The organism is Salegentibacter mishustinae (assembly GCF_002900095.1).
Classification (GTDB): Bacteria; Bacteroidota; Bacteroidia; order Flavobacteriales; family Flavobacteriaceae; genus Salegentibacter; species Salegentibacter mishustinae.
Genome location: NZ_LLKN01000002.1, coordinates 2508147 through 2533120, shown reverse-complemented (window position 1 = coordinate 2533120; position 24974 = coordinate 2508147). Strand labels below are relative to the sequence as shown.

Sequence of the window (24974 nt, the reverse complement as noted above, 5' to 3'; positions counted from 1 at the left end):
AATGTATGTAAAATTGTAACACAATTGAATGAGTTTGACGGAAATTGATTTACACCAACAGCTAAAGAAGTACTTTGGGTTTAGCCAATTCAAAGGACTTCAGGAAGAGGTGATTACCAGCATTGTAAAAGGAAATAATTCTTTTGTGGTAATGCCTACCGGAGGAGGGAAATCCCTATGTTACCAACTCCCTGCGTTGATTGAAGAAGGAACGGCAATTGTGGTTTCGCCCCTAATAGCTTTAATGAAGAACCAGGTAGATGCTATACGTAGTATTTCTGAAGAGCATGGCGTAGCCCATGTGCTAAATTCTTCCCTTAACAAAACCGAGGTTAGACAAGTTAAAGCAGACATAGAAAGTGGCGTTTGTAAACTGCTTTATGTAGCTCCCGAATCGCTTACCAAAGAAGATCATGTTGAGTTTTTAAAACAACAAAAGATATCTTTTCTAGCTATAGACGAGGCGCACTGTATTAGTGAGTGGGGACACGATTTTAGACCCGAATACCGGAATTTGCGAAGCATTATAAAGCGAATAGGAGATAATATTCCAATTATTGCGCTTACTGCAACGGCAACACCTAAAGTACAGGAAGATATTTTAAAGAATTTGGGAATTCCCGATGCAAATACCTTTAAAGCCAGTTTTAACCGACCTAATTTATACTACGAGGTGCGGCCCAAAACTAAAAATGTTGATGCCGATATTATTCGTTTTATTAAACAGAATAGTGGGAAATCTGGGATTATCTATTGTTTAAGTAGAAAAAAGGTTGAAGAACTTGCCCAGACTTTACAGGTAAACGGAATTAACGCCGTGCCTTATCACGCAGGGTTAGACGCAAAGAAGCGCAGCAAACATCAGGATCAATTTCTTATGGAAGAAATTGATGTGGTTGTGGCTACCATAGCCTTTGGGATGGGAATAGACAAACCAGATGTTAGGTTTGTAATTCACCACGATATTCCAAAAAGTATAGAAAGTTATTACCAGGAAACCGGCCGGGCAGGTAGAGACGGCGGGGAAGGGCATTGTCTTGCCTTTTATTCCTATAAAGATATAGAAAAGCTCGAAAAATTTATGAGCGGAAAACCTGTTGCCGAACAGGAAATAGGTCACGCCCTTTTGCAGGAAGTAGTGGCTTATGCAGAAACTTCAATTTCCCGTAGAAAATTTATTTTGCATTATTTTGGAGAAGAATTTGACGGGGAAACCGGCGAAGGCGCGTCTATGGACGATAATGTTAGAAATCCTAAAAAGCAACACGAAGCCGGAGACGAGGTAGAATTGCTGTTGAAGACGGTTAAGGAAACCAAGCAGCTTTATAAGTCTAAAGAAGTAGTGAAAACGCTTATAGGAAAATCGAACGCGGTTATTTTATCACATAAAACCGATACGCATCCTTTATTCGGAAAAGGGAAAGACCGGGATGGAAAATATTGGATGGCTTTAATCAGGCAGGTGCTGGTTGCAGGGTATTTAAAGAAAGATATTGAAACCTATGGCGTGATAAAACTTACCGCTAAAGGAGAAGATTTTTTAAAGAATCCGACATCTTTTATGATGACCGACGATCATATTTTTGACAGTACTACAGAAGCTGTTTCTACTGCAAGCCAATCTAGTGGTGGCGGGGTAGATAAAACGCTGGTAAAAATGTTAAAGGATCTTAGAAAGAAAGTTGCTGTAAAAAATGAGGTTCCTCCGTTTGTGGTATTTCAGGATCCTTCGCTCGAAGATATGGCGATTAAATACCCGGTGAATATTGAAGAACTCACTAATATTTTTGGGGTAGGAGAGAACAAAGCCAAAAAATTCGGTAAAGAATTTTTGGATCTAATTCAGCGCTATGTTGATGAAAATGAGATTGTACGGCCAGATGATCTGGTGGTTAAATCTACCGGCGCCAATTCGGCTTTAAAATTATATATTATCCAGAATGTAGATAGAAAACTACCTTTAGATGATATCGCTTCTGCCAAGGGCATGGAGATGAAAGAATTTATAAAGGAAATGGAAGCCATTGTTTATAGCGGAACAAAGCTGAACATAAATTACTGGATAGACGATATATTAGACGAAGACCAGCAGGAAGAAATTCACGAATATTTTTTGGAAGCTGATACCGATAAAATTGATGAAGCTATTAAAGAATTTGATGGCGATTATGACGATGAAGAACTTCGGTTATATCGCATTAAATTTATTAGCGAAGTAGCGAATTAGTGGGTGAAGGTACAGAAGCGTTTTATTAACTTTTAGAATCGTCATCCTGAACTTGTTTCAGGATCTAAGATACTTGTAGTTCTAAATATGTTAAAAGCTGAAACAAGCTCAGCTTGACGAGAAGGTGAAATTATTTACCCCCGGCAGCTTGAAGGTCTCTAATGCAGTGCGTTCCCAATTGAGGAATACGGCCACCTTCAATTTCATCTATTATTCCGCTTCCAAATTCAATAGAAGCACGCATCAGGCAATTGGGGACATTGCAATGCCCGTCGCTATCATCATCCTTATGGTCAGATTGAGGTTCGGTACCAATATCTACTAAACCGAATAAATGACCGAATTCGTGATTTAAAACAGCAGCTTCAATATCACTTTCAATTGGTGCATTTGGCCTTGAAGCAAAATCTTCTATAGTTTCTCCATAAAGTACCATAGAAGTATTTCTAAATGCAGAGCCAAGGGTGAGTTTATTTTCTTCATCTTTATCACTCTTTCCATCGGCTATATAAATATAGACTGCAATTTCGTCTCCGGCGTTATAAGCAGTACGGGTTTCTTGCTCAATTTCAACGATCTCATCTATAGAAAATGGCGCTTTACCCGACGATGAAACGGCTCTCAGGCCGATCTTTATTCCATCGGGTTTAAAAGTTCGCTCTTCTAAAAAACTTTTAAAATTTGCAAGGGCCGTTTCGCTAGGTGCAAAACCATTTACATATACAATTTCTATATTCATAGAAGTGAATTCGGCATCGCTTAAAAGTTGTGAGGCAGAATCACCAAGTCCCTGTAAATTAGCTGTTTTGTCTATGCCGGGAGTATTCCCATCATCTTCATCGTTGTCTGAAGAACACGAAACACTCACCAGAGAAATAAAAAATATGAGAAGTGCGTACTTAAATTTAAACATGGAAAAGCATTTTTTTGTAAAAATAGAAATTTATTGTTTTAAAGGCTGTAATTCAGCTAAATAATCGAAATGCTCTCCTTCTTTAATAAGTTTACAAGTGAAATTATTTGATTCTGCGGCAAATTTCAGGGTATTAAAATCTATATAAAGCCAGTCAAAATATTCTGAACTTTCTCCTTTATATGTCACTTTAAATTCTAACTCTCCATAGTAAGCAGCTTCAGAATCTATCCAAATTCCGCCATCTTCGTCGCGATCAAATAAATAACTTAAGTCGGAAGAATCCAGGAGTATTTTTCCGCCAGGATTGAGTAGTTCTTTAGCTTTCTTAAAGAATTTGTCCAGATTTCTGAGCTTTCCAATAATTCCGCTGCCATTCATAAGCATTAAAATCGTATCGAATTTTTCATCTTTTAAGTCGAAAAAATCGATGTTAAGGGCATTTTTAATTCCGCGTAAATGAGAAATCTCTATAGCGCCTGCAGAAGTATCAATAGCGGTTACTTTAAGTTTTTTATTATTCTGAAGATAAAGGGAATGGCTTCCTGCACCACAACCAACATCTAAAACCCGGCCTTTAGCAAGTTGTAAAGCCTTTCGTTCCAGAGGCGGCATTTCGGCATAATTTCGGAATAAATAGGGAACAGGAATTACATCATCATCAAAATCTGGCGAATGTACCTCAATATTGGTTTTATCTTTTTCGTGGTAATAAGCGGAAATTGCTTTTCCAAAAATGTCTTTTACTGAAGTTTGCTGATTCATGGATGCGGTGTAGGTTCGTTTTATATCTTTGCCCAATGGAAGAAATTCTGAAAAATCTCCCCGAGAAGGCCAAAGATAAGCATAAGGAAAATAAAAAGTTTTTTGCAAAGCTTAGAAAAAAGCCGCCTAAAGATCTGGATAAGCAAATGCAGGAAATGCACGATGAAGAATTTTCCCGAACCAATTGCCTGGATTGCGCAAATTGTTGTAAAACTACAGGGCCGCTTTTTACCAATAAAGATATAGAACGCATTAGCAAGCATTTAAAACTCAAGCCGCAACAGTTTATTGAGCAGTATTTGCGAATTGATGAAGACAAAGATTATGTATTACAGGAAGTGCCCTGTACTTTTCTGGCATCAGATAATTACTGCCTAATATACGATGTGCGACCGAAAGCCTGCCGGGAATTCCCGCATACCGACCGGAAGGATTTTCATAAGATCTCTAACCTCACACTAAAAAACACCGCCATTTGTCCTGCGGCTTATAATATAGTTGAAGAAATGAAGAGAAGAATTAAAGCTTAAATCTTTTGTTTGAATTGACCTACCCTTCTTTTTACGAGATTTGCTTCTTTGTATCTTTTTATAATTAGAAAATACAATATTGGCCCGAAAAAGGGTAGTAAGATAATTATAAGTAACCAGATCAATTGATGTCTCGCCTTTAACTTCTGTCTCAGTAAACTAACAATGGCTAATACTGCTAGCAATAGAATTGCCAACATAAAAGCCGAAGGCCAAAAGCTGAAAGTTTCTAAATTGATCACAGGGAATTATTTTCCCTTAATATAGCAAATATTCTTTTCTTTTTTCTGAAAATTTTGCCAATCCTTTCTGCCAGGTTTCCCTTATTTCCTGTCCAGATAAACCTTCTTCTATTTGAGCTTGCAGCTTCTTTGTTCCTGCCAGTTTTGTGAAAAAAGCATTGAAGAATTTATCTTTATTCTCAGTATTCTGATAAGCTTCTATGAGCCATTCTAAATTTATTTGCTTTAAAGGAGCTATTTGGCTAAGATCTCTTCCGTAGCATTCTTTTCCCAGGTGCTTCGGATTTTTTGCTCCGGCTTTAGATTCTGGTGTATAGGTGAAATCAAAATAATCTTCATTTAAAAATGGGGAGCCAAATACCTGGAATTGCTTGTCGGTTCCGCGGCCGGCATTTACATTGGTTCCTTCAAAAAAACATAAACTAGGATATAAGTTTATAGCCTGTGCATTAGGTAAATTTGGTGAGGGTTTAACCGGAAGATCATAAGATTTAGAGTGCTCGTAATTTTCCATTTTTATCACCTCCAGTTCACATTGAATTCCGTCTTTTAGCCACTTTTCTCCATTGATCATTTTCGCATATTCTCCCATAGTTAATCCGTGAACTGTTGGAATTGGATGCATACCTACAAAACTTTTAAATTCTGTTTCAAGGATAGGCCCGTCTATATAATGCCCATTTGGATTTGGACGATCAAATACAATAAGTTTTACATCATTTTCAGCGCAGGCTTCCATTACGTAATGTAGTGAAGAAATGTATGTATAAAACCTGGTGCCCACATCCTGCAGGTCAAAAATTAAAATATCAAGATCTTCAAGTTGTTCAGCTTTGGGCTTTTTATTATCCCCGTAAAGAGAAATTACCGGTAAGCCGGTTTGTGTATCTTTACCGTCTTCTACTGCTTCTCCAGCATCAGCAGTGCCGCGAAAGCCGTGCTCGGGAGCAAAACCTCTAACCAGGTTTACATCTAAGGCAAGTAAAGAATCTACCACGTGCGTATAACCACCATTTCTATTCTTCATAATTGAAGTTTGGTTGCCCACAATCCCTACTTTTTTGTTTTCTAGCAGAGGTAAATAAGCTTCTGTGCGATTTGCTGCAAGGATAATTTCAGCAACAGTTTGTTGCTTCTTATTATTTAATGCAATTTCTTCTGAAGTTTGCTCTTTCTTATTTTGGTTTCCGCAGGAAAGAATACCTATAAAAGCGAATAAAAATGTACTTTTGAATAACCTTTTAAGCATCGTGATAGTTTGAATTTTGAATTTTTTGTTGTTAAACGCCTAATTGGCGGTAAGAGCCATAAAAGTAGTATTTCTGCTCCTATTATAAAAATAGCAATTATGGCAATTGCAATTGGAGTGGTAATGATGCTCGTTTCTTTTGCCACCGGGCTTGGTTTGCAGGAAAAAATAAGAGATAAGATCGCCGCCTTTAATGGGCATATCAATATCTCAAATTACGACAATAATAGTTCGCAGGTTACGCTTACCCCTGTAGATAAAAACCAGGAATTTTACCCTGAATTCAATAAGGTTGAAGGTATTGCTCACGTTCAGGCGGTAGCTACTAAGTTTGGGATAATTAGAACCGAAACCGATTTTGAAGGAGTGATTGTAAAGGGGGTGGGAACCGATTATAACTGGAATTATTTTAAAGATTTTCTGGTAGAAGGTGAGCTGCCAAATGTTGCTGATAAACTTAATGATGAGGTTTTAATTTCTTCATACCTGGCCAATAGGCTTCAATTAAATGTTGGTGATAAAATACCTACTTACTTTTTAAGGGATGGCAGCGAACGCCCTTTAACCCGTGGTTTTGTGATCACCGGAATTTACGATTCGGGGTTTATGGAGTTTGATAAACTATATGTGCTGGCCGATATTCGGCATATTCAGCGTCTTAATCGCTGGGAAGAAAATCAAGTAGGGAATTTTGAAGTTTTTCTAAATGATTTTAATGAAATTGATAAAAAAGGCCAGGAAGTTTATGAGAACACCGGCTCTTTTTTAGACACACAAACCATTACCCAGACATACTATTCTATTTTTGAATGGCTGGCGCTTTTCGATTTTAATATCGCGCTGATTATCGGAATTATGATCCTGGTAGCGGGAATAAATATGATTACCGCTTTACTGGTTTTAATACTGGAACGCACCCAAATGATAGGTATTTTAAAAGCATTGGGTGGAAACGATTGGAGCATTAGAAAGATTTTTCTTTATAACGCAGGTTACCTTATTATTAAGGGACTTTTTTGGGGGAACTTAATTGGGCTGGGGCTTTTATTGCTTCAGAAGTATTTTAAGCTCGTTCCACTAGATCCCAGTACATATTACGTGACAGAAGTTCCTGTTTATTTAAACTGGGACTATATTCTGGCAGTAAACCTGGGAACATTGGTTTTATGTATGCTAATGCTTATAATTCCTTCAATAATAATTTCGAAGATTTCTCCTTCAAGAGCAATTAAGTTTGAATAAAGTTTAAAAAATAAAGTGGTTTAGGTATTTCTATTGAAGTAAATTCAATTTTTTACCTTTGCAGCTTCAAAAATAAAAAAAATGGATTACGTAGAAAATATATTGGGAACTATTGGTAATACGCCAATGGTTAAAATGAATAAGATCACTAAAGATATTGATGCGCTTGTTTTAGCTAAATATGAAACTTTTAACCCTGGAAATTCGGTTAAAGATCGTATGGCGGTAAAAATGGTAGAAGAAGCGGAAGCTAGTGGGAAATTAAAACCAGGCGGGACTATTATTGAAGGAACTTCCGGGAATACCGGGATGGGTCTGGCGCTTGCAGCAATTGTGAAAGGATACAAGATGGTTTGTGTACTTTCTGATAAGCAGAGTAAAGAGAAAATTGATATTCTAAAAGCTGTAGGTTGCGAAGTAATTGTTTGCCCTACTGAAGTTGCACCCGAAGATCCACGTTCTTACTATTCAACCTCTAAAAGAATGGCCGAGGAAACGCCAAATTCCTGGTACGTGAATCAGTATGATAATTTGGCCAATACTAAAGCACATTACGAAAGTACCGGGCCGGAAATTTGGGAACAAACCGATGGAAAAGTGACTCACTTTGTTGTAGGTGTTGGTACCGGCGGAACTATTTCTGGAGTTGGTAAATATTTAAAAGAGAAAAATCCGAATATTAAAGTTTGGGGAATTGATACTTACGGTTCAGTTTTTAAGAAATACCATGAAACCGGTGAGTTCGATGAAAAGGAGATCTATCCTTATATCACTGAAGGAATTGGAGAAGATATTTTGCCAAAAAATGTAGATTTTAGCGTAATTGACGGCTTCACTAAAGTGACCGATAAAGATGCGGCAATTTATACCCGAAAACTTGCTGAAGAAGAAGGCTTTTTCTTAGGAAATTCGGCTGGAGCTGCGGCAAAAGGATTACTTCAGTTAAAAGAGCATTTTACCAAAGATGATGTAGTAGTTGTTTTATTTCACGACCATGGAAGTAGGTATGTTGGAAAAATTTTCAACGATGAATGGATGAAAGCACAGGGTTTTATTGATTAATACCACTGTCGGCTTAAAGCGAGTTAGTACGTTCTTTTTCAGAAGATGATTTTGGTTCCAGAAAAGTAGACTTTACTAAAAAAATTGATTGGTTGAAAATTTAGTAAACTATTAACCGCCATCTAAAAGAGTATTTTTTTAAATTAGGTAATAATAAAATAGATTTTGTTTATGAGGAATTTATGGCTTTTTACGAGTATATTTCTAATGCTAACAGCCATTACAAATGCACAGGTAGATGAAAATACAGAATTTCAAATAGAAGTAGATCTTACAAATCCTTCTCGTGAAATTAACGATGGTGTTGCCGAAGTAAAAGTGCAGGGAGGTAAAAAGCCTTATCAATACAAATGGAGTAATCAATCTACTGCTTTAGATGCCCGGAAGTCTACCGGGTTGATAGAGGGAATGGAGCACTCTGTTAAAGTTACCGATGCTAATAATAATTCCATCTCTAAGTCCTTTACGATTCCAGCAGAATCTATTACCGAAATTTTTAATAGTAATGTCCAGCCTGCCGTAGATTTTCTAGGCGGAATTTTATTTTGGGACCCCTTTGCTTCAGTGGGATTATTTGATCCTGTAGTATATACACCCAGTAAACAAATTCCTATCCCTGAATGGGATGCAACCAGTGATAATTCCTATACTTTAAAAGAATGGCTAGTCGATAAAAAGGCAGAGGTTGATGAAGGCGACAAGATTGCTATCCTGGAAACCAATACAGGAGAAGAGATTGATGTTTACTCTCCGGTAAAAGGAAAATTGAATTACCTCATAAAGGAAGGCCATGTAATTTTTGATCCCAATAGTACCAGTGATGTGGTAGAGCAGGATGCTCATGTTTTTGCTGAAGTAATTTATGATGAGCCACAACCATTATTACACCCTAACGGAGATGTAAAAAAGAATGCGATCCCTTTTATTGTAATGTGGCTAATTATTGGGAGTATCTTTTTTACCTTCAGACTTGGTTTTATAAATATTCGCGGATTCAAACATTCAATAGATCTTGCCAGAGGAAAATATGACGATCCAAATGCGCCGGGAACCATTACGCATTTCCAGGCTATGGCCACGGCGGTTTCTGCAACAGTAGGTTTGGGTAATATTGCCGGTGTTGCGGTGGCTATTTCCCTTGGAGGAGCCGGTGCAACTTTTTGGATGTTTTTAGCAGGTTTCTTCGCTATGTCCCTGAAGTTTGTGGAATGTACACTTGGAGTAAAATACCGCTTTATAAATGACGAGGGAAGAATTTTTGGTGGCCCAATGAATTATTTGCGCTATGGCCTGGAAAAAAGAAATATGAGAGGGCTGGGGAAATTCCTGGCTTCTTTTTTCGCAGTGTTGGGAGTAGGAGCTTCTTTTGGTGGTGGTAATATGCTGCAATCCAATCAGGCCTTTAAGATTGTTTCTGAACAACTACCTTTTCTAGAAGGTTACGGATTTTGGTTCGGAGTTGGTTTTGCTATCCTTGTGGGAGTAGTAATTATTGGGGGTATTAATAGTATTGCTAAGGTTACAGGCAAAGTAGTTCCTTTTATGGCAATGGTTTATATTGTGGGGTGTGCTATTGTAATTGGTACTCATATAGAGAATATAGGTGGAGCATTTTCTGCAATTTTTAATGGTGCACTCTCTGCCGATGCTCTAAAAGGAGGATTTATTGGGGTGTTAATTATTGGACTACAACGTGCCGCTTTCTCCAGTGAGGCCGGGGTGGGTTCTGCTGCTATTGCCCACAGTGCTTCTAAAACTAATAATCCTATAGCCGATGGTTTTACATCTTTAGTAGAACCTTTTATTGATACCATGGTAGTGTGTACCATGACTGCTTTGGTTCTTATTTTTACAGGTATGCACGAAGTAAACGGACTTGGAGGGGTAGAGCTTACCTCAGATGCATTTGGTAGTGTAATTTCCTGGTTCCCGGCAGTTCTCGCTTTCGCCGTATTTTTATTCGCCTTTTCTACTATGGTTTCCTGGTCTTATTATGGAATGAGATCCTGGACCTATTTATTTGGGAAGAGTTTAAAATCAGAAATGGTTTATAAAGTGATGTTCTTATTGTTCGTAGTTCTTGGAGCAACAACAAGTTTGGGGGCAGTTTTGAGCTTTTCAGATATGATGATTTTAGCTATGTCCTTTCCTAATATTATAGGTTTGTATATCATGTCTTCTGAAGTAAGAAACGATATGAAAATTTACCTGGATAGACTTAAGGCCGGGGAAGTTTATATTAGTAAAAAATTCAGAAAGGCAGCTTAAGGAAGCTAAGCTCATATTAGAGATTTTAATCCTACGATGTTTGCCTGAATATTCTTTTTTAAATACTTCGTGAGCTCGCTTCGAGGTAGTTTACTTATGGTAATTTCTGAAGAAAATAGAAGAGAAAACTTCCAATTAAATATAGAAACACATCAATAATATCGGCCGTGTATCTCCAGTGCAGTGGTGGCAGAATTAATTCAAAATAAATGGCATACATCGCAAATACTGAAAGCACGGTAAAAAGGTTTAAACGTAAAGTTTTGTCTTTTTTAAAGAACTGTATCGCGTAGAGACAAATGCTTAATACCATAGGTATACAAAGAAAATTTGCCAGGTAGAAATTGATGAAATCGGGGAGTGGGATTTCAAAAAAATAAAGAGTTTGCAGAAGAGTAAAAAGAATACAAAATATAAAAAAGGACCATTTTAAGCTTTTCATAGTACCAATAAGGAAATCAGGAAGGCAATTATACCGCCTACTACCATTACCGCTATCCAAATTGAATATCCCATTTTTGAAAAGAATCGAATAAAGGCATTTTTAGGTTTCTCCTGGTCCGCTTCAGAATTAGACTGTGCCTTTTTGGAAGTTTCCCTGGTTTCAACCTCCTTCTTTTGATTAGGTTTCATAGTTTACCTGCCGGTTTTCTTTTAAAAATAAGGTAAACAAATCATTAAAATTGAGTTTTACTGTAAAATTTAACCTGAATTTAAACGGAGCTTATTAAAATATTTTAAGTTCTATTACTCTTCCCATCCCCACGGTGCCTCTGGAGTATTTAAAGGTTTGGAGAGATTAAATTCTGCCGTTAAATTACTTTTAGAACCTATTCTCTTTAGATTATATCTGAAAATTTCTTTATCTAACGTAATCCACCAAACATTAGTTGCTGCAGCGGGAATTAATTCGGCCGTTTCTTCATCAGCAGGAAATACCTGGATGTTTGCTAACCCGGTATTAGAAGCCGTGCCGCCATACTGAGTTATTTTATCTTCGCTGCCATCGGGTTTGCGGTGATCATGTTTAAGCTGAATTTTGCCATCCTGAAGTCTTAAAATCCAGGTTCGGGATCTATTTTCTCCTACGAAAAATGGAATTCTAATTTCATTTTCTTTACATGATCTTACGTGCATAATTAATGTCTTCCCATCAAAATTATCGTTGCCCATTCCCTGGCTTATAGTGCCTTCATAAGATTTACCGCAATGGTCTTGCAAATTGTGCCAAAATTCTTCCACCGGACTATTTTGGGCCATTAAAACCGTACTGAAAAAGAATAAAAAGTAATAGAATTTCATATTTAAAAATGATGTAAAAGTCATAAATTGCTGCAAAATACATTAATTATTGCCTTAGAAATATTTCCTATGAAAAATTTATACTTGCTACTTTTCGCAGCTTTATTAATTGGTTGTAGTTCGTCAAATTCAGTAAATACCAACACAGAATCTGGTACAGATAATCCTTCAGGTATGAATTACAGTTATCTCGCGCTGGGAGATTCTTATACTATTGGAGAAAGTGTTCCTGAAAGCAAACGCTGGCCGGTACAGCTGGTAGCACGTCTAAATGAAAATGGCTATAAAGTTGCACCGCCTAAGATTATAGCTAAAACGGGCTGGACTACCGGAAATCTTTTAAACGCCATGCGATCTGAACTTAATTATACCAGGAAGTTTGACTTGGTTTCTATTTTAATTGGTGTGAATAATCAATACCAGGGAAAGAGCATTGAAGATTACGAAGAGGAATTGCGTGAGATCTTTAAATTGGCGCTTAATCATTCTAAAAGAAGAGAAAAAGGGGTTTTTGCTTTAAGTATTCCAGACTATGGGGTGACGCCTTTTGGACAGGAAAATGCCGAAACTATTGGAGCTGAAATCGATGAATTTAATTCTGTTTTTAAGAAAGTGGCTGCAGAATTTAATGTCGATTTTTATAACATTACTCCAATTTCTCGTGAAGCCGAACGCGATGCCGATCTTATTGCTGAAGATGGGTTGCATCCTAGCGGCCTGATGTACCGTTATTGGGTAGATGAAATTATAGATGAAATCCCCCAAATGCTACCGCAGTAACCTAAAAGCTCCATTTTGAATCGCATTTTTTTAATTTTGAAAGATGCGGGAAGACTTTTTACATTATCTCTGGAAATACAAGAAATTCGATTTCACCAATGCTGAAACAACGCAGGGAGAAAAAGTACTTCTTATAGACAGCGGTACTCATAATTTTAATTCTGGCCCCGATTTTTTTAATGCCCGATTAAAAATAGGAGAGCAGGTGTGGGCGGGAAATGTGGAGTTACACACCAAAGCTTCAGATTGGTATTTTCATCAGCACGAAAAAGATAAGAATTACGATAATGTAATTCTACATGTAGTTTGGGAAGATGATGTAGAAGTAAGGCGGCATAATAAAACTTCGATTCCTTCTTTAAGTTTAAAAAACCTTGTAGATAGAGACTTGATTACTGGCTATCAAAAGCTTTTTGCTTTTTCACAAAGCTGGATTAATTGTGAGAAAAGTTTTAAATATATAGACTATTTCACCCTACGGCACTGGCAGGAACGCCTTTACCTGGAACGTTTGGAAGAGAAATCTATTCTTATTCAGGATTTACTGCTAAAATCTGAAAATAATTGGGAGGCGGTTTTATTCCAGATGTTAGCTAAAAACTTTGGGCTCAACCTTAATGGAGATGCATTTCTAAGTATGGCTCAAAGTTTAGATTTCTCGGTTGTACAAAAAGCTGCTCAGCATAGTCTTCAAATAGAAGCTTTGCTTTTTGGGCAGTGTGGTTTGCTGGACAGGCAGTTCAATATCCCTTATTTTAATCAGCTTAAAAAGGAGTATGCTTATTTAAGTCACAAATATAAACTAACTAATTCCGGAGTAATTCGGCCTAAATATTTTAGACTTCGCCCAGATAATTTTCCCAACATCAGGTTGTCTCAGTTAGCTTCTCTTTATTTTAAGCATAAAAATTTATTTTCGGAATTAGTGGCTTCAAAATCTTTAAAAGCGATTTATTCTATTTTGGATATAGGAACTTCATCATTCTGGAATTCACATTATACCTTTCCGAAGAAACACAAAGAGAGAAAGAAGGTTTTAAGTGATGCTTTTAAAGACCTGGTGCTTATCAATACTATTATTCCGCTGCGTTTTTGTTATTCCCGAGCAATTGGAAATGATGAAGTGGAGGAGTTGCTTTCTTTAATAGAACAAATTCCTGCTGAGAATAATAAGATCGTTCAAAATTTTAAAAAGCTTCGAGAAGGCTGTGTGGAGACTTCCCTGCAATCCCAGGCAATGGTGCAATTAAAAAAGATATATTGTGAAGCTAATAAATGCCTGGATTGTGCTATTGGTGTAAAATTGCTGCAAGGAAAAGCTTAAAATGTTATATTTGTAGTGATGACAAAAATGGTGCATAATATTAGATATTATTTTGAAAGACGCGGCTTTTATGTGTCTTCGCGTGTAGCCGATAAATTAGGGATGCGCGCTAAAAGCGTACGTTTGTTTTTTATTTATGCTTCATTTTTTACGCTGGGTTCCTGGTTTGTGGTTTATTTAGTTTTGGCCTTTTGGTTAAAGCTTAAGGACTTAGTGTATACTAAAAGAACTTCAGTTTTTGATTTATAAGCTAGATTTGACTGCATTTTTTATAATTAAAACAGAGATAGGGCGAATTTCCTCAAATATTATTTAACAATATCTTTACAATTTAACTCCCAAAAATTTGAAAAAGCCTAATTTTTTAGCATCTTGCTTCGCGGAAATATTAATTCTAAATTAAACAACCCATATACTGTATGAGAAAGTATCTACTTTCAATGTTCTTTTTGTTTTCAATTTTGGCGATTAATGCACAAGAACTGGATGTGAAGGCCAAAGTTGGCAATCCTTCAAATATTATTAACAACGGGTTTATAGACCTTGAAGTAACAGGAGGTGAACCTCCCTATCAATACAAGTGGTCAGACCCCGAAACTTCGCTAGAGTCTTCGCGGGCCGAAGGTTTAACTGAAGGTGTGCCTTACGAAGTTACTGTAACCGACAGCCAAAACAACTCTGTTACCAGAAGTTTTGAAATAGAAGCTGAAGCCATTACTGAACATTTCAATGGTACTTTTGTTCCAATTGTAGAGGGAATGACGGCTATTCTTTTCTGGGATCCATTTACTGCTGTAGGAATCTACGATCCAAAGGTGTATGCGGAACAAAGGTTAGTTCCTACTCCAGATTGGAGCGCCGATGCAGAAGATAAATTTACTTTAAAAGAATGGAGAGTAGAAGAAGGAGCTCACGTAGAAGAAGGTGACCTTATTGCTATCGTTGGCTCTCAAAATAGTGGTGATCTGCAAGTTATGGCTAATGCTACCGGAACAGTAGATTATCTGGTAGGAGAAGGAGAAACGATTTGGGATTATCAAAATAGTGCCGACCTTATTGAAACCAATGCCCATATGTTGGCTCAAATTCAATATGATGAACCTCAGATTTTAACAAATCCTAACGGAACTCCACAAAAACATAATATTCCTTTTATTGTAGTTTGGTTAATCTTTGGAGCAGCATTCTTTACCGTAAAGATGGGTTTCATCAACTTTAAAGGATTTAAACATTCTATAGAACTTGCTAGAGGGAAATATGACGAGCCTAACGCGCCAGGTAGTATTACCCACTTTCAGGCGCTGGCTACCGCAGTTTCTGCTACCGTAGGTCTTGGTAATATTGCCGGTGTAGCTGTTGCAATTTCCCTTGGTGGTGCAGGAGCAACTTTCTGGATGATTATTGCCGGTTTACTTGGTATGGCATCAAAATTTGTAGAATGTACACTTGGTGTAAAATATCGTTTTATAAACTCTGAAGGAAGAATCTTTGGAGGACCAATGAATTATTTGCGCTACGGACTTGAAAAAAGAAATATGCGTGGTTTAGGTAAATTCCTTGCTGCCTTTTTCGCGATTTTAGGTATTGGTGCCTCTTTTGGTGGTGGAAATATGTTCCAGGCCAATCAGTCTTTTGAAATCCTTTCCGGACAGTTTACTTTCTTAATCGGTAATGGTTTCTGGTTTGGAGTTGGAGTAGCAGTGCTCGTTGGTATTGTTATTATTGGAGGTATTCAAAGTATCGCTAAAGTTACCGGTAAAGTGGTGCCATTTATGGCTGCAGTTTACGTTCTTGGTGCTTTAACGGTGATATTTATAAACATAGAAAATGTTGTTCCGGCATTTGGAGCTATATACGATGGTGCATTTAACGCCACAGCATTGAAAGGTGGATTTATAGGAGTGCTAATTGTTGGTTTTCAACGTGCAGCTTTCTCTAACGAAGCAGGTGTGGGATCGGCAGCGATCGCCCACTCGGCAGCAAAAACAAATCATCCGCCATCTGAAGGTTTTGTAGCTTTATTAGAACCTTTTATTGATACCGTAGTGGTTTGTACTTTAACCGCTTTAGTATTGATCTTTACTGGGATGCACGAAGTTGAAGGAGTAGGTGGGGTTCAATTAACCTCAGATGCTTTTGCGAGTGTAGTTTCCTGGTTCCCATATGTGTTGGCAATGGCGGTTTTCTTATTTGCATTTTCAACAATGATCTCCTGGTCTTATTACGGGATGCGTTCCTGGACTTACCTGTTCGGAAAAAGTAAAAAAACAGAATTAGCATATAAAATATTATTCCTTGTGTTTGTTGTAGTAGGAGCTTCCATTAGTTTAGGAGCCGTATTAGACTTCTCTGATATGATGATCCTGGCAATGTCCTTCCCGAACATAATAGGACTTTATATTATGTCTAGTGAAGTTAGAAGAGATCTTAATGAATATTCCAGAAAGCTAAAAGCAGGAGAATTATTCAAGAAACAACGAGAGGCAAAAGCCAGCTAATCTTGTGAAATTATGAAATCGATAAAATCCCATTTTGTGTTCAACAGGAGCCAACAAAATGGGATTTTTCTTTTGGTGATAATTATAATCGTACTCCAGGCGATCTATTATTTTTTAGATTTTTCTACTGAAGACTCAGCTGAAAGTTTAAACCCGGAAGAGTTAGAGTCTTTTCAGGCGCAGATAGATTCTATAAAACTAGCCAGGGCTGAAGCAGACTCTGTAAAGATCTATCCTTTTAATCCAAATTATATAACCGATTTTAAAGCTTATACTTTAGGAATGAGTGTAGAAGAAATTGATAGGCTTCATAAGTTTAGAGATAGTGATAATTGGATTAATTCTGCAAAAGATTTTCAAAAAGTTACGGGTGTTTCAGATTCTTTACTTGCTTCAATTGCTCCTTATTTTAAGTTCCCGGATTGGGTGATTGGGGCTGAGAAGAAAAAAAGCAAAGTAAAAACAACAACTCCAATTTCTGTTTCAGATTTAAATAAAGCTGAAACGGAAGACCTACAAAAAGTAAATGGAATAGGTGAGGTGTTGGCAAATAGAATATTAAATTATCGGAATAAAATTGGTGGTTTCAGAAGTGAATTGCAATTAAAAGATATTTATGGTTTAAACTATGAAACCCGGGAAAAGCTTCAAAGACATTTTCGTGTTATCGGGAAGGAAAATTTTGGCTTAATAAATATTAACCAGGCCAGGCTTTTAGAACTGTTAGAGGTGCCTTATATTAAGTACGAATTAGCTCGTGAAATTATAGATTATCGACAGCTATACGAAAAAATTGAATCTTTTGAGGAATTATCAAAAATAGAAAGTTTTCCTTCAGATAAAATCGATAGAATTCAATTATATTTGAGCTTAAATTGAATATTCGGAATATTAGGCTATGGAGATATTAACTTATCAAAAATTAATAGAATCAAACATTGATTTAATTAAGGTTTTGAAAATAGCTTTGATTTGAAAATAAAAGAAAAAAGAAATTAGCATGAATACAATGTATTTTACCGAGGAACACGAACTTTTTAGAAAAAGTTTTCAGGACTTTTTGCAAAAAGAAGTGGTTCCGCATATTGATAAATGGGAGAAATCTGGAACTATAGAGCGTTTTATTTGGAAAAAATTTGGTGAGATGGGCTATTTTGGCCTTAATCAACCGGAAGAATATGGCGGGATGGATCTTGATATTTTCTATACCGTAATCTTTTTGGAAGAACTTCAAAAGATAAACAGCGGTGGTTTCGCAGCTGCTATGTGGGCTCACGCCTATTTAGCAATGACGCACGTAAACAAAGAAGGAGACGATGCGATCAAGAAAAAGTACCTAACGCCCAGTATTGAAGGCGAAAAAATTGGTTGTCTTTGTATTACCGAACCTTTTGGTGGCTCTGATGTTGCGGGAATGCGTAGTACCGCGATCAAAAAAGGAGATAAATATATTCTTAACGGTTCCAAGACCTTTATTACAAATGGGGTTTATTCAGATTATTTGGTAATTGCTGCCAAAACTGATCCTGACAAAGGAAATAAAGGAATGAGTATTTTTATTGTAGACAGGGATACTGCCGGAATTTCTGCTTCAAAACTAGATAAATTGGGCTGGAGAGCTTCAGATACGGCTGAACTTGCTTTTGATGATGTTGAAATTCCTGCTGAAAATCTTATGGGAGAAGAGGGGAAAGGCTTCTCTTATATTATGCAGCATTTTGCTTTAGAGCGCCTTATTATGGGAATCAACGCTCACGCTCGTGCTGAATACGCACTGGATTATACCTTAGGTTATATGGCCGAAAGAGAAGCTTTTGGTACCACCATAGATAAATTCCAGGCTTTAAGACATTCGGTAGCCGATATGGCCAGCGAAGTGGAAATGAATAAGGAATTTAATTATTCTATTGCTAAGCGACTTAATGATGGGCAATATGTGGTGAAAGAAGCCAGTATGTCTAAGCTACTTTCTACTAAAATGGCCGATAAGGTTATTTACGACTGCCTGCAATTATTAGGTGGTTATGGGTATATGGAAGATTATCCTTTAGCGAGAATGTTTAGAGATAGCCGCTTAGGGCCTATTGGAGGAGGAACTTCAGAGATACTTAGGGAAATCATAGCCAAGATGGTGATCGATAAAAAAGAGTATAAGCCAGCGGCAAAATAGACTGAAAGAATTAATTAAAATATTGGTTGTAGGTTCTTAGATTTAAATTATCTTTGCAGCCTATTTCTAAAGAAAGGGGGTGATGACACTATGTTAATAATACCAGTAAAAGACGGAGAAAATATTGATAGAGCGCTGAAGCGTTTTAAGAGAAAATTCGATAAAACCGGAACAATGCGCCAGCTGAGAAGCCGCCAGCATTTCACGAAACCTTCTGTTGCGAAGAGAGCTCAGGTTCAAAAAGCCGAGTACATTCAGCATTTGAGAGATCAGGAAGATATCTAGTAAAAGGATATAATCGAATTTTTCCGAAGTTATTCGGAAAAGCAATATAACTGTTGATAGATTAAAGTTTGCTAACTTTGTCTATCAACAGTTTTTTTATGCCCTTTTCCCAGTTTATAGATTACCTTCAATTAGAGAAAAAATATTCTCCCAACACCCTCACTGCTTATAAAGCCGATTTAGAATCTTTTTCAGAATTTATCTTTTATGAATTTGAAGAAAAAGATTTAAGTAAATTACATTATTCTCAGATTAGAAATTGGATAATTAGTCTGGTAGATCAGGGAGTTTCTAACCGAAGCATAAACCGCAAAATTTCTTCCTTAAAAGCGTATTATCGCTTTTTGCAAAAAACAGGTGATATAGAATTCTCGCCATTAGCAAAACACAAAGCTTTAAAAACCGCTTCCAGGATCCAGGTTCCTTTTTCTGAAGCTGAAATAACAAAAGTGTTAGAACAGATTGATACTTCAGATTTTGAAGGATTACGAGATAGGCTAATCGTGGAGCTTTTTTACACCACTGGGATGCGGCGTATAGAGTTAATAGATATTAAAGTCCAGGATGTGAATATTGCCGGGAAGCAGTTAAAGGTTTTGGGTAAAAGACAAAAAGAAAGAATTATTCCAATCCTGCCGGGTGTGATTTCAAACTTGAAGGTTTATTTAAAGGAACGTGAAAATATTTTAGCCGGGCAGGAGATGCCGTATCTATTTGTCTCCCAAAAAGGTATTAAATTATATGAAAGTCTTGTTTATAGAATTATAAATAATTATTTTAGTAAGGTATCTGGCAAAATAAAGAGAAGTCCGCATATCCTGCGGCATTCGTTTGCAACACATTTATTGAACCAGGGCGCTAACCTTAACGCTGTAAAAGAATTGCTTGGGCATTCAAGCCTTGCGGCTACGCAGGTGTATACTCATAATAGCATTTCAGAGCTTAGTAGGGTGCATCAAATGGCGCATCCACGGAATAAAAAGGTCAATTGAAATAATTGTTTAATTAAATTCTACAGAATATGAAAGTAAATGTGCAGTCTGTCAACTTCAACGCCGATCAAAAATTAATTGATTTCATCCAACGAAAATTGGATAGGCTTGAGAATTACTATGATAAAGTTATCTATGCTGACGTCTTTCTAAAGGTTCAAAATACCAGTGGAAAAGATAACAAGATTACCGAGATTTTATTGAGCATTCCTGGTGGAGACATTATGGTTAAGAAAACGTGTAAGAAATTTGAAGAATGTGTAGATGAATGTGCTTCATCCTTGCAACGGCAGTTAATTAAGCGTAAGGAAAAATTAAGTGCGCATGTTTAGATATTTTTTTTGAAAAATTGTTTTGTGAAAGGAATAATTTATATACATTTGCAGTCCGTTAGAAATAGCGGACTTTTTTATGCTGAAAAGTAGCGTAAAGGCCGATGTAGCTCAGCTGGCTAGAGCAGCTGATTTGTAATCAGCAGGTCGTGGGTTCGAGTCCCTCCATCGGCTCTTGAAATTTTGAAGTAAGTATTTTTTTAAGCTTAATTTATTGAAAATTAAGTTGCTAAAAATTTTATAGAAAAATTTTTAAAAATGCTTTGGACGGTGCTGTAAAATTACGTTTATTTGCAGCCGTTAAAAAAACAAACCGTCATAAAGCTTAGCTGGCACGCCGGCTACGGTTCTATGAAATAGTGGAAAAATAAATTGGGGAGATACTCAAGCGGCCAACGAGGGCAGACTGTAAATCTGCTGTCTTTCGACTTCGCAGGTTCGAATCCTGCTCTCCCCACTTAATTGATTCGGTTTTACGTTTAAAAGTTTAAGAATTCGTTTCTTGGCTTTAAATAATAGGATTTGAATTAAAACAATGCGGGAGTAGCTCAGTTGGTAGAGCGTCAGCCTTCCAAGCTGAATGTCGCCGGTTCGAACCCGGTCTCCCGCTCTTAATTGGGGAACAGAAAATTTAATTTCTGTTTTCTTGATTTATTTTTCCGGTTTTGAGTAACAATTAAATATCCGTAAACCAGTGTTGGTTTATGGTTTTTCTTGTTGTAACCGGTGAACCTTGAAAGTGGAACTTTCGGCTTGCCGACGTAGCTCAGGGGTAGAGCGTTTCCTTGGTAAGGAAGAGGTCACGAGTTCAATTCTCGTCGTTGGCTCTAGATTGTATTAAATTGAACACTAATATATAACTAAGATTAAATAAGTATTAATTATGGCAAAGGAAACTTATGATCGTTCCAAACCGCACCTTAATATAGGTACAATTGGACACGTAGATCACGGAAAAACGACTTTAACAGCAGCGATTACTAAAGTAATGGCTGATGCTGGATATTCAGAAGCTAGTGCTTTTGATCAAATTGATAATGCTCCTGAAGAAAAAGAAAGAGGTATTACAATTAACTCTTCTCACGTAGAGTATCAAACTGCTAACCGTCACTACGCTCACGTTGACTGTCCTGGTCACGCCGATTATGTGAAGAACATGGTTACTGGTGCTGCTCAAATGGATGGTGCAATTCTTGTAGTTGCTGCAACTGATGGGCCTATGCCACAAACTCGTGAGCACATCCTTCTTGGACGTCAGGTTGGTATTCCAAGAATCGTTGTATTCTTGAACAAAGTTGACCTTGTTGATGATGAGGAGCTTTTAGAGCTTGTTGAAATGGAAGTTAGAGATCTTCTTTCTTTCTATGAGTATGATGGTGATAATGGTCCTGTTATTTCTGGATCTGCACTTGGAGCTTTAGAAGGAGATGAGAAATGGTCTAAGACTGTTCTTGATTTAATGGAGGCTGTAGATGATTGGATTGAACTTCCTCAGCGTGATGTTGATAAGGATTTCTTAATGCCTATCGAAGATGTATTCTCTATTACTGGACGTGGTACTGTTGCAACTGGTCGTATTGAGACCGGTGTAGCTAACACTGGAGATCCTGTAGAGATCATCGGTATGGGAGCTGAAAAACTTACTTCTACTATTACTGGTGTTGAGATGTTCCGTAAGATCCTTGATAGAGGTGAAGCTGGAGATAACGTAGGTATCTTATTAAGAGGTATTGAAAAGTCTCAGATCTCTAGAGGTATGGTAATTACCAAGCCTGGATCTGTAACTCCTCACGCTAAGTTTAAAGCAGAGGTTTATATCCTTAAAAAAGAAGAAGGTGGACGTCACACTCCATTCCACAACAACTACCGTCCTCAGTTCTACGTACGTACAACTGACGTAACAGGAACAATTAGTCTTCCTGATGGAGTTGAAATGGTAATGCCTGGTGATAACCTTACAATTACTGTTGAACTTATCCAGACAATTGCAATGAATGTTGGTCTACGTTTCGCTATCCGTGAAGGTGGTAGAACAGTAGGTGCTGGACAGGTTACTGAAATTTTAGACTAATTACAGTTTATATATAAAAAGGTTTCCCGCCAGGGCGGGAAACCTTCCTTTATATTATATTTACGGGTTTAGCTCAGTTGGTAGAGCACTGGTCTCCAAAACCAGGTGTCGGGAGTTCGAGCCTCTCAACCCGTGCAAATACCTTAAGAATCACATGGCAGGAATTAGCAATTATATATCAGAATCTTACAACGAGTTAACAAACCACGTTACCTGGACAAGCTGGCCCGAAGCACAAAGGCTAACCATATTGGTGGCGGTATTCTCTATAATTTTTTCTCTGGCTATCTGGGGAATTGATACCGTTTTCAGCTCGGCTATTGAGCAATATTTCGAATGGATTAAATCTTAAAAAATATTACAATGGCAGAGGGAAAGGAAAAAAAATGGTATGTAGTTCGTGCCGTTAGCGGTCAGGAAAATAAGGTTAAAGACTATATTGAGAAGGAAGTTAACCATCTTGGGATGGAAGACTATCTAGATCAGGTTTTAGTTCCTACCGAGAAAGTAATTCAAATTAGAAACGGTAAGAAAGTAAATAAAGAGCGTGTTTATTTTCCTGGTTATGTAATGATTCAGGCTAGTCTTGATGGAGAGATGCCACACGTGATAAAAAATATTAACGGCGTTATTGGCTTTTTAGGGGAAACAAAAGGAGGGGATCCTGTTCCGCTTAGAAAATCTGAAGTGAACAGAATGCTTGGAAAAGTAGATGAGCTTTCAGTAAAAACCGATAATGTTGCGATACCTTTTACTATTGGGGAAACCATAAAAGTTATAGACGGTCCGTTTAACGGCTTTAATGGTACAGTAGAAAAGATTAATGAAGAAAAGCGTAAGCTTGAAGTAATGGTGAAAATCTTCGGAAGAAAAACACCGTTGGAATTAAGCTATATGCAAGTAGAAAAAGTATAAAGATTTTAGTTACATATTTTTTGATGGTTTTTTAAAGCTTCCACTCTAATAAACTATCACCTTAAAAATTTAGAAAATGGCAAAAGAAGTAAGTAAAGTTGTAAAACTACAAGTTCGCGGAGGTGCTGCTAACCCATCACCACCAGTTGGACCTGCTTTAGGTGCTGCCGGGGTAAATATCATGGAATTCTGTAAGCAATTCAATGGTAGAACCCAGGATAAACAAGGTAAAGTATTGCCGGTTGCGATTACGGTTTATTCAGATAAGTCTTTTGACTTTGTGATTAAAACTCCTCCAGCTGCAGTACAATTGTTGGAAGCATCTAAGAACAAAAAAGGTTCAGGAGAACCAAACAGAAAGAAAATAGCAAGTGTTTCTTGGGATCAGGTTAGAACTATTGCAGAAGATAAGATGCAGGATTTAAATGCCTTCACCGTAGAATCTGCAATGAAAATGGTTGCTGGAACAGCTCGTTCAATGGGAATAACTGTAAAAGGTGATGCACCGTTTTAATCCAAAAAGAAATTAAAAATGGCAAAATTGACTAAAAAGCAAAAAGAAGCCCAATCTAAGATCGAGAGCAATAAGATGTACTCGGTTGCAGAAGCTTCTGCTTTAATTAAAGACGTTGCTAACGAAAACTTTGATGCATCTGTGGATTTAGCGGTTCGTTTGAACGTAGATCCAAGAAAAGCCAACCAAATGGTAAGAGGTGTTGTAACCCTACCACACGGTACTGGTAAAGATGTAAAAGTACTTGCGTTAGTTACTCCAGATAAAGAAGAAGAGGCTAAAGAAGCCGGAGCTGATTATGTTGGTCTTGATGAATATCTTGACAAGATAAAAGGTGGATGGACAGATGTTGATGTAATTATCACTATGCCCAGTGTAATGGGTAAATTAGGACCTTTGGGACGAGTACTTGGACCAAGAGGGCTTATGCCAAATCCAAAAACAGGAACAGTAACTATGGATGTTGCAAAAGCAGTATCTGATGTTAAAGCTGGTAAAATTGACTTTAAAGTTGATAAAACTGGTATTGTTCACGCTGGAATTGGAAAAGCATCATTTGACGCCGAAAAGCTTGCTGGAAACGCAAGAGAATTATTAACTACTTTAGTGAAGTTGAAACCTCAGGCAGCTAAGGGTGTGTATATTAAAAGTATTCACATGTCTTCTACAATGAGCCCGAGCGTTCAGGTTGATACTAAAAGGTTCACTGAGCAATAATAGTATAGATTATGACAAGAGAAGAAAAATCAATAGTAATTGAAGATTTAACTGCCCAGTTAACAGATAATTCTGTTGTTTATTTAGCAGATATATCTGGCCTTGATGCCGGAACAACTTCAAACTTACGTAGAGCTTGTTTTAAAGCTAACGTAAAGCTGGCTGTAGTTAAAAATACATTGCTTGCTAAAGCTATGGAAGCTTCAGATAAAGAATTTGGAGAACTTCCTTCAGTTTTAAAAGGCAATACATCCATAATGTTTTCTGAGGTTGGTAATGCACCAGCTAAAGTAATTAAAGAATTCAGAAAGAAAAACGAGAAGCCACTTCTTAAAGGTGCGTTTGTTGATGAAGGAATTTATGTAGGTGATGACTACCTTGATACCTTGGTTAACATCAAATCTAAAGAAGAAGTTATTGGGGATATCGTTGGATTGTTACAATCACCTGCTAAGAATGTTATTTCAGCACTTAAGTCTGGTGGTGGTAAATTATCTGGAATTCTTAAAACACTTTCTGAAAAGGAAGGATAACCTAGTACGCACTTTTTAACAAATATAAATTTAAAGAACTTTT

The 24974-nt window shown here is 37.1% G+C and carries 27 protein-coding genes and 5 tRNA genes; 25 read left to right on the top strand and 7 right to left on the bottom strand.

Going from position 1 to position 24974, the window contains the following annotated elements; translation table 11 throughout:
- The first annotated feature begins 28 nt into the window (after positions 1-28).
- Positions 29-2227, top strand: a complete 2199-nt coding sequence (gene recQ / locus APB85_RS14180) for a DNA helicase RecQ (RefSeq protein WP_057482074.1) — start codon at positions 29-31, stop codon at positions 2225-2227.
- 130 nt (positions 2228-2357) lie between these two features.
- Here the strand turns inward: recQ and APB85_RS14175 are convergent, their stop codons facing one another.
- Together APB85_RS14175 and APB85_RS14170 are read right to left on the bottom strand one after the other, a co-directional pair.
- Positions 2358-3140, bottom strand: a complete 783-nt coding sequence (locus APB85_RS14175; protein WP_057482073.1) for a hypothetical protein — start codon at positions 3138-3140, stop codon at positions 2358-2360.
- Positions 3141-3170: 30 nt separating this feature from the next.
- Positions 3171-3905 carry a class I SAM-dependent methyltransferase gene (locus APB85_RS14170; protein WP_057482329.1) on the bottom strand — a complete coding sequence of 245 codons (735 nt, stop codon included), beginning with the start codon at positions 3903-3905 and terminating at the stop codon, positions 3171-3173.
- A 35-nt stretch (positions 3906-3940) separates the two neighbouring features.
- Here APB85_RS14170 and APB85_RS14165 point away from each other — a divergent pair, with 35 nt between their 5' ends.
- The gene (locus APB85_RS14165; protein ID WP_057482072.1) at positions 3941-4435 is read left to right on the top strand and encodes a YkgJ family cysteine cluster protein; all 495 of its coding nucleotides are present in this window, start codon (positions 3941-3943) and stop codon (positions 4433-4435) included.
- On the opposite strand, the gene APB85_RS17705 is transcribed toward APB85_RS14165, so the two are convergent.
- Both APB85_RS17705 and APB85_RS14155 read right to left on the bottom strand, forming a co-directional pair.
- The gene (locus APB85_RS17705) at positions 4432-4635 is read right to left on the bottom strand and encodes a PLDc N-terminal domain-containing protein (RefSeq protein ID WP_057482071.1); all 204 of its coding nucleotides are present in this window, start codon (positions 4633-4635) and stop codon (positions 4432-4434) included. The genes APB85_RS14165 and APB85_RS17705 overlap by 4 nt on opposite strands.
- Positions 4636-4693: 58 nt before the next feature.
- Positions 4694-5926: an exo-beta-N-acetylmuramidase NamZ family protein gene (locus APB85_RS14155; protein WP_057482070.1), complete on the bottom strand. Its 1233-nt coding sequence runs from the start codon at positions 5924-5926 to the stop codon at positions 4694-4696.
- 9 nt (positions 5927-5935) lie between these two features.
- Here APB85_RS14155 and APB85_RS14150 point away from each other — a divergent pair, with 9 nt between their 5' ends.
- The 3 genes from APB85_RS14150 to APB85_RS14140 all read left to right on the top strand — a co-directional run bounded on the left by APB85_RS14150 (position 5936) and on the right by APB85_RS14140 (position 10498).
- Positions 5936-7168 carry an ABC transporter permease gene (locus APB85_RS14150; protein ID WP_057482069.1) on the top strand — a complete coding sequence of 411 codons (1233 nt, stop codon included), beginning with the start codon at positions 5936-5938 and terminating at the stop codon, positions 7166-7168.
- An 81-nt stretch (positions 7169-7249) separates the two neighbouring features.
- Entirely contained in the window at positions 7250-8230 is a 981-nt protein-coding gene (locus tag APB85_RS14145) for a PLP-dependent cysteine synthase family protein (RefSeq protein WP_057482068.1), read from the top strand.
- A 171-nt stretch (positions 8231-8401) separates the two neighbouring features.
- On the top strand, positions 8402-10498 hold the full coding sequence (locus APB85_RS14140) for an amino acid carrier protein (RefSeq protein WP_057482067.1): 2097 nt from the start codon (positions 8402-8404) through the stop codon (positions 10496-10498).
- A gap of 94 nt (positions 10499-10592) precedes the next feature.
- Here APB85_RS14140 and APB85_RS17215 read toward each other — a convergent pair whose 3' ends face one another.
- The 3 genes from APB85_RS17215 to APB85_RS14125 all read right to left on the bottom strand — a co-directional run bounded on the left by APB85_RS17215 (position 10593) and on the right by APB85_RS14125 (position 11800).
- The gene (locus APB85_RS17215) at positions 10593-10811 is read right to left on the bottom strand and encodes a hypothetical protein (protein WP_146035384.1); all 219 of its coding nucleotides are present in this window, start codon (positions 10809-10811) and stop codon (positions 10593-10595) included.
- A 125-nt stretch (positions 10812-10936) separates the two neighbouring features.
- Positions 10937-11131, bottom strand: a complete 195-nt coding sequence (locus tag APB85_RS14130; protein ID WP_057482065.1) for a hypothetical protein — start codon at positions 11129-11131, stop codon at positions 10937-10939.
- Between the two features lie 114 nt (positions 11132-11245).
- Positions 11246-11800, bottom strand: coding sequence for a hypothetical protein (locus APB85_RS14125; RefSeq protein ID WP_057482064.1), 555 nt, complete (start codon positions 11798-11800; stop codon positions 11246-11248).
- A 69-nt stretch (positions 11801-11869) separates the two neighbouring features.
- On the opposite strand from APB85_RS14125, the gene APB85_RS14120 reads away from it, so the two are divergent.
- From APB85_RS14120 to rplJ, 20 genes are all read left to right on the top strand, one after another.
- Positions 11870-12580 (top strand): SGNH/GDSL hydrolase family protein, encoded by a 711-nt coding sequence (locus APB85_RS14120; protein ID WP_057482328.1) that lies wholly within the window; start codon positions 11870-11872, stop codon positions 12578-12580.
- A 43-nt stretch (positions 12581-12623) separates the two neighbouring features.
- A complete protein-coding gene (locus tag APB85_RS14115) occupies positions 12624-13904 on the top strand; it encodes a DUF2851 family protein (RefSeq protein ID WP_057482063.1) in 1281 nt (426 codons plus the stop codon).
- Positions 13905-13922: 18 nt separating this feature from the next.
- The gene (locus tag APB85_RS14110; RefSeq protein WP_057482062.1) at positions 13923-14153 is read left to right on the top strand and encodes a PspC family transcriptional regulator; all 231 of its coding nucleotides are present in this window, start codon (positions 13923-13925) and stop codon (positions 14151-14153) included.
- 170 nt (positions 14154-14323) lie between these two features.
- Positions 14324-16402 (top strand): amino acid carrier protein, encoded by a 2079-nt coding sequence (locus APB85_RS14105; RefSeq protein ID WP_057482061.1) that lies wholly within the window; start codon positions 14324-14326, stop codon positions 16400-16402.
- 12 nt (positions 16403-16414) lie between these two features.
- Complete coding sequence (locus APB85_RS14100) at positions 16415-17281, top strand: ComEA family DNA-binding protein (RefSeq protein ID WP_057482060.1); 867 nt, start codon at positions 16415-16417, stop codon at positions 17279-17281.
- A gap of 121 nt (positions 17282-17402) precedes the next feature.
- The gene (locus tag APB85_RS14095) at positions 17403-18572 is read left to right on the top strand and encodes an acyl-CoA dehydrogenase family protein (RefSeq protein ID WP_057482059.1); all 1170 of its coding nucleotides are present in this window, start codon (positions 17403-17405) and stop codon (positions 18570-18572) included.
- 90 nt (positions 18573-18662) lie between these two features.
- Positions 18663-18857 carry a 30S ribosomal protein S21 gene (rpsU, locus tag APB85_RS14090; protein WP_037316435.1) on the top strand — a complete coding sequence of 65 codons (195 nt, stop codon included), beginning with the start codon at positions 18663-18665 and terminating at the stop codon, positions 18855-18857.
- 98 nt (positions 18858-18955) lie between these two features.
- Positions 18956-19849, top strand: coding sequence for a tyrosine-type recombinase/integrase (locus APB85_RS14085; protein WP_057482058.1), 894 nt, complete (start codon positions 18956-18958; stop codon positions 19847-19849).
- A 29-nt stretch (positions 19850-19878) separates the two neighbouring features.
- The gene (gene hpf / locus APB85_RS14080) at positions 19879-20181 is read left to right on the top strand and encodes a ribosome hibernation-promoting factor, HPF/YfiA family (RefSeq protein WP_057482057.1); all 303 of its coding nucleotides are present in this window, start codon (positions 19879-19881) and stop codon (positions 20179-20181) included.
- 100 nt (positions 20182-20281) lie between these two features.
- A tRNA-Thr gene (locus tag APB85_RS14075) sits at positions 20282-20355 on the top strand.
- A 200-nt stretch (positions 20356-20555) separates the two neighbouring features.
- Positions 20556-20638 (top strand) — tRNA-Tyr (locus APB85_RS14070).
- Between the two features lie 80 nt (positions 20639-20718).
- Positions 20719-20791, top strand: a tRNA-Gly gene (locus tag APB85_RS14065).
- Between the two features lie 145 nt (positions 20792-20936).
- Positions 20937-21008 (top strand) — tRNA-Thr (locus APB85_RS14060).
- Between the two features lie 56 nt (positions 21009-21064).
- A complete protein-coding gene (gene tuf / locus APB85_RS14055) occupies positions 21065-22252 on the top strand; it encodes an elongation factor Tu (RefSeq protein WP_057482056.1) in 1188 nt (395 codons plus the stop codon).
- Between the two features lie 62 nt (positions 22253-22314).
- Positions 22315-22387, top strand: a tRNA-Trp gene (locus tag APB85_RS14050).
- A 19-nt stretch (positions 22388-22406) separates the two neighbouring features.
- Positions 22407-22604, top strand: a complete 198-nt coding sequence (secE, locus tag APB85_RS14045) for a preprotein translocase subunit SecE (RefSeq protein ID WP_057482055.1) — start codon at positions 22407-22409, stop codon at positions 22602-22604.
- A gap of 11 nt (positions 22605-22615) precedes the next feature.
- Positions 22616-23167 carry a transcription termination/antitermination protein NusG gene (gene nusG, locus APB85_RS14040; RefSeq protein ID WP_057482054.1) on the top strand — a complete coding sequence of 184 codons (552 nt, stop codon included), beginning with the start codon at positions 22616-22618 and terminating at the stop codon, positions 23165-23167.
- A 76-nt stretch (positions 23168-23243) separates the two neighbouring features.
- Entirely contained in the window at positions 23244-23681 is a 438-nt protein-coding gene (gene rplK, locus APB85_RS14035) for a 50S ribosomal protein L11 (RefSeq protein WP_057482053.1), read from the top strand.
- Between the two features lie 18 nt (positions 23682-23699).
- On the top strand, positions 23700-24398 hold the full coding sequence (gene rplA / locus APB85_RS14030) for a 50S ribosomal protein L1 (protein WP_057482052.1): 699 nt from the start codon (positions 23700-23702) through the stop codon (positions 24396-24398).
- A gap of 11 nt (positions 24399-24409) precedes the next feature.
- Positions 24410-24931 carry a 50S ribosomal protein L10 gene (rplJ, locus tag APB85_RS14025; RefSeq protein WP_057482051.1) on the top strand — a complete coding sequence of 174 codons (522 nt, stop codon included), beginning with the start codon at positions 24410-24412 and terminating at the stop codon, positions 24929-24931.
- Positions 24932-24974: the final 43 nt, after the last annotated feature.

Bases quoted from the DNA above. Each gene is read 5' to 3' on its own strand.
- recQ (WP_057482074.1), top strand. From the start codon at position 29: ATGAGTTTGACGGAAATTGATTTACACCAACAGCTAAAGAAGTACTTT.
- APB85_RS14175 (WP_057482073.1), bottom strand. From the start codon at position 3,140: ATGTTTAAATTTAAGTACGCACTTCTCATATTTTTTATTTCTCTGGTG.
- APB85_RS14170 (WP_057482329.1), bottom strand. From the start codon at position 3,905: ATGAATCAGCAAACTTCAGTAAAAGACATTTTTGGAAAAGCAATTTCC.
- APB85_RS14165 (WP_057482072.1), top strand. From the start codon at position 3,941: ATGGAAGAAATTCTGAAAAATCTCCCCGAGAAGGCCAAAGATAAGCAT.
- APB85_RS17705 (WP_057482071.1), bottom strand. From the start codon at position 4,635: ATGTTGGCAATTCTATTGCTAGCAGTATTAGCCATTGTTAGTTTACTG.
- APB85_RS14155 (WP_057482070.1), bottom strand. From the start codon at position 5,926: ATGCTTAAAAGGTTATTCAAAAGTACATTTTTATTCGCTTTTATAGGT.
- APB85_RS14145 (WP_057482068.1), top strand. From the start codon at position 7,250: ATGGATTACGTAGAAAATATATTGGGAACTATTGGTAATACGCCAATG.
- APB85_RS14140 (WP_057482067.1), top strand. From the start codon at position 8,402: ATGAGGAATTTATGGCTTTTTACGAGTATATTTCTAATGCTAACAGCC.
- APB85_RS17215 (WP_146035384.1), bottom strand. From the start codon at position 10,811: ATGGTATTAAGCATTTGTCTCTACGCGATACAGTTCTTTAAAAAAGAC.
- APB85_RS14130 (WP_057482065.1), bottom strand. From the start codon at position 11,131: ATGAAACCTAATCAAAAGAAGGAGGTTGAAACCAGGGAAACTTCCAAA.
- APB85_RS14125 (WP_057482064.1), bottom strand. From the start codon at position 11,800: ATGAAATTCTATTACTTTTTATTCTTTTTCAGTACGGTTTTAATGGCC.
- APB85_RS14120 (WP_057482328.1), top strand. From the start codon at position 11,870: ATGAAAAATTTATACTTGCTACTTTTCGCAGCTTTATTAATTGGTTGT.
- APB85_RS14115 (WP_057482063.1), top strand. From the start codon at position 12,624: ATGCGGGAAGACTTTTTACATTATCTCTGGAAATACAAGAAATTCGAT.
- APB85_RS14110 (WP_057482062.1), top strand. From the start codon at position 13,923: ATGACAAAAATGGTGCATAATATTAGATATTATTTTGAAAGACGCGGC.
- APB85_RS14105 (WP_057482061.1), top strand. From the start codon at position 14,324: ATGAGAAAGTATCTACTTTCAATGTTCTTTTTGTTTTCAATTTTGGCG.
- APB85_RS14100 (WP_057482060.1), top strand. From the start codon at position 16,415: ATGAAATCGATAAAATCCCATTTTGTGTTCAACAGGAGCCAACAAAAT.
- APB85_RS14095 (WP_057482059.1), top strand. From the start codon at position 17,403: ATGAATACAATGTATTTTACCGAGGAACACGAACTTTTTAGAAAAAGT.
- rpsU (WP_037316435.1), top strand. From the start codon at position 18,663: ATGTTAATAATACCAGTAAAAGACGGAGAAAATATTGATAGAGCGCTG.
- APB85_RS14085 (WP_057482058.1), top strand. From the start codon at position 18,956: ATGCCCTTTTCCCAGTTTATAGATTACCTTCAATTAGAGAAAAAATAT.
- hpf (WP_057482057.1), top strand. From the start codon at position 19,879: ATGAAAGTAAATGTGCAGTCTGTCAACTTCAACGCCGATCAAAAATTA.
- tuf (WP_057482056.1), top strand. From the start codon at position 21,065: ATGGCAAAGGAAACTTATGATCGTTCCAAACCGCACCTTAATATAGGT.
- secE (WP_057482055.1), top strand. From the start codon at position 22,407: ATGGCAGGAATTAGCAATTATATATCAGAATCTTACAACGAGTTAACA.
- nusG (WP_057482054.1), top strand. From the start codon at position 22,616: ATGGCAGAGGGAAAGGAAAAAAAATGGTATGTAGTTCGTGCCGTTAGC.
- rplK (WP_057482053.1), top strand. From the start codon at position 23,244: ATGGCAAAAGAAGTAAGTAAAGTTGTAAAACTACAAGTTCGCGGAGGT.
- rplA (WP_057482052.1), top strand. From the start codon at position 23,700: ATGGCAAAATTGACTAAAAAGCAAAAAGAAGCCCAATCTAAGATCGAG.
- rplJ (WP_057482051.1), top strand. From the start codon at position 24,410: ATGACAAGAGAAGAAAAATCAATAGTAATTGAAGATTTAACTGCCCAG.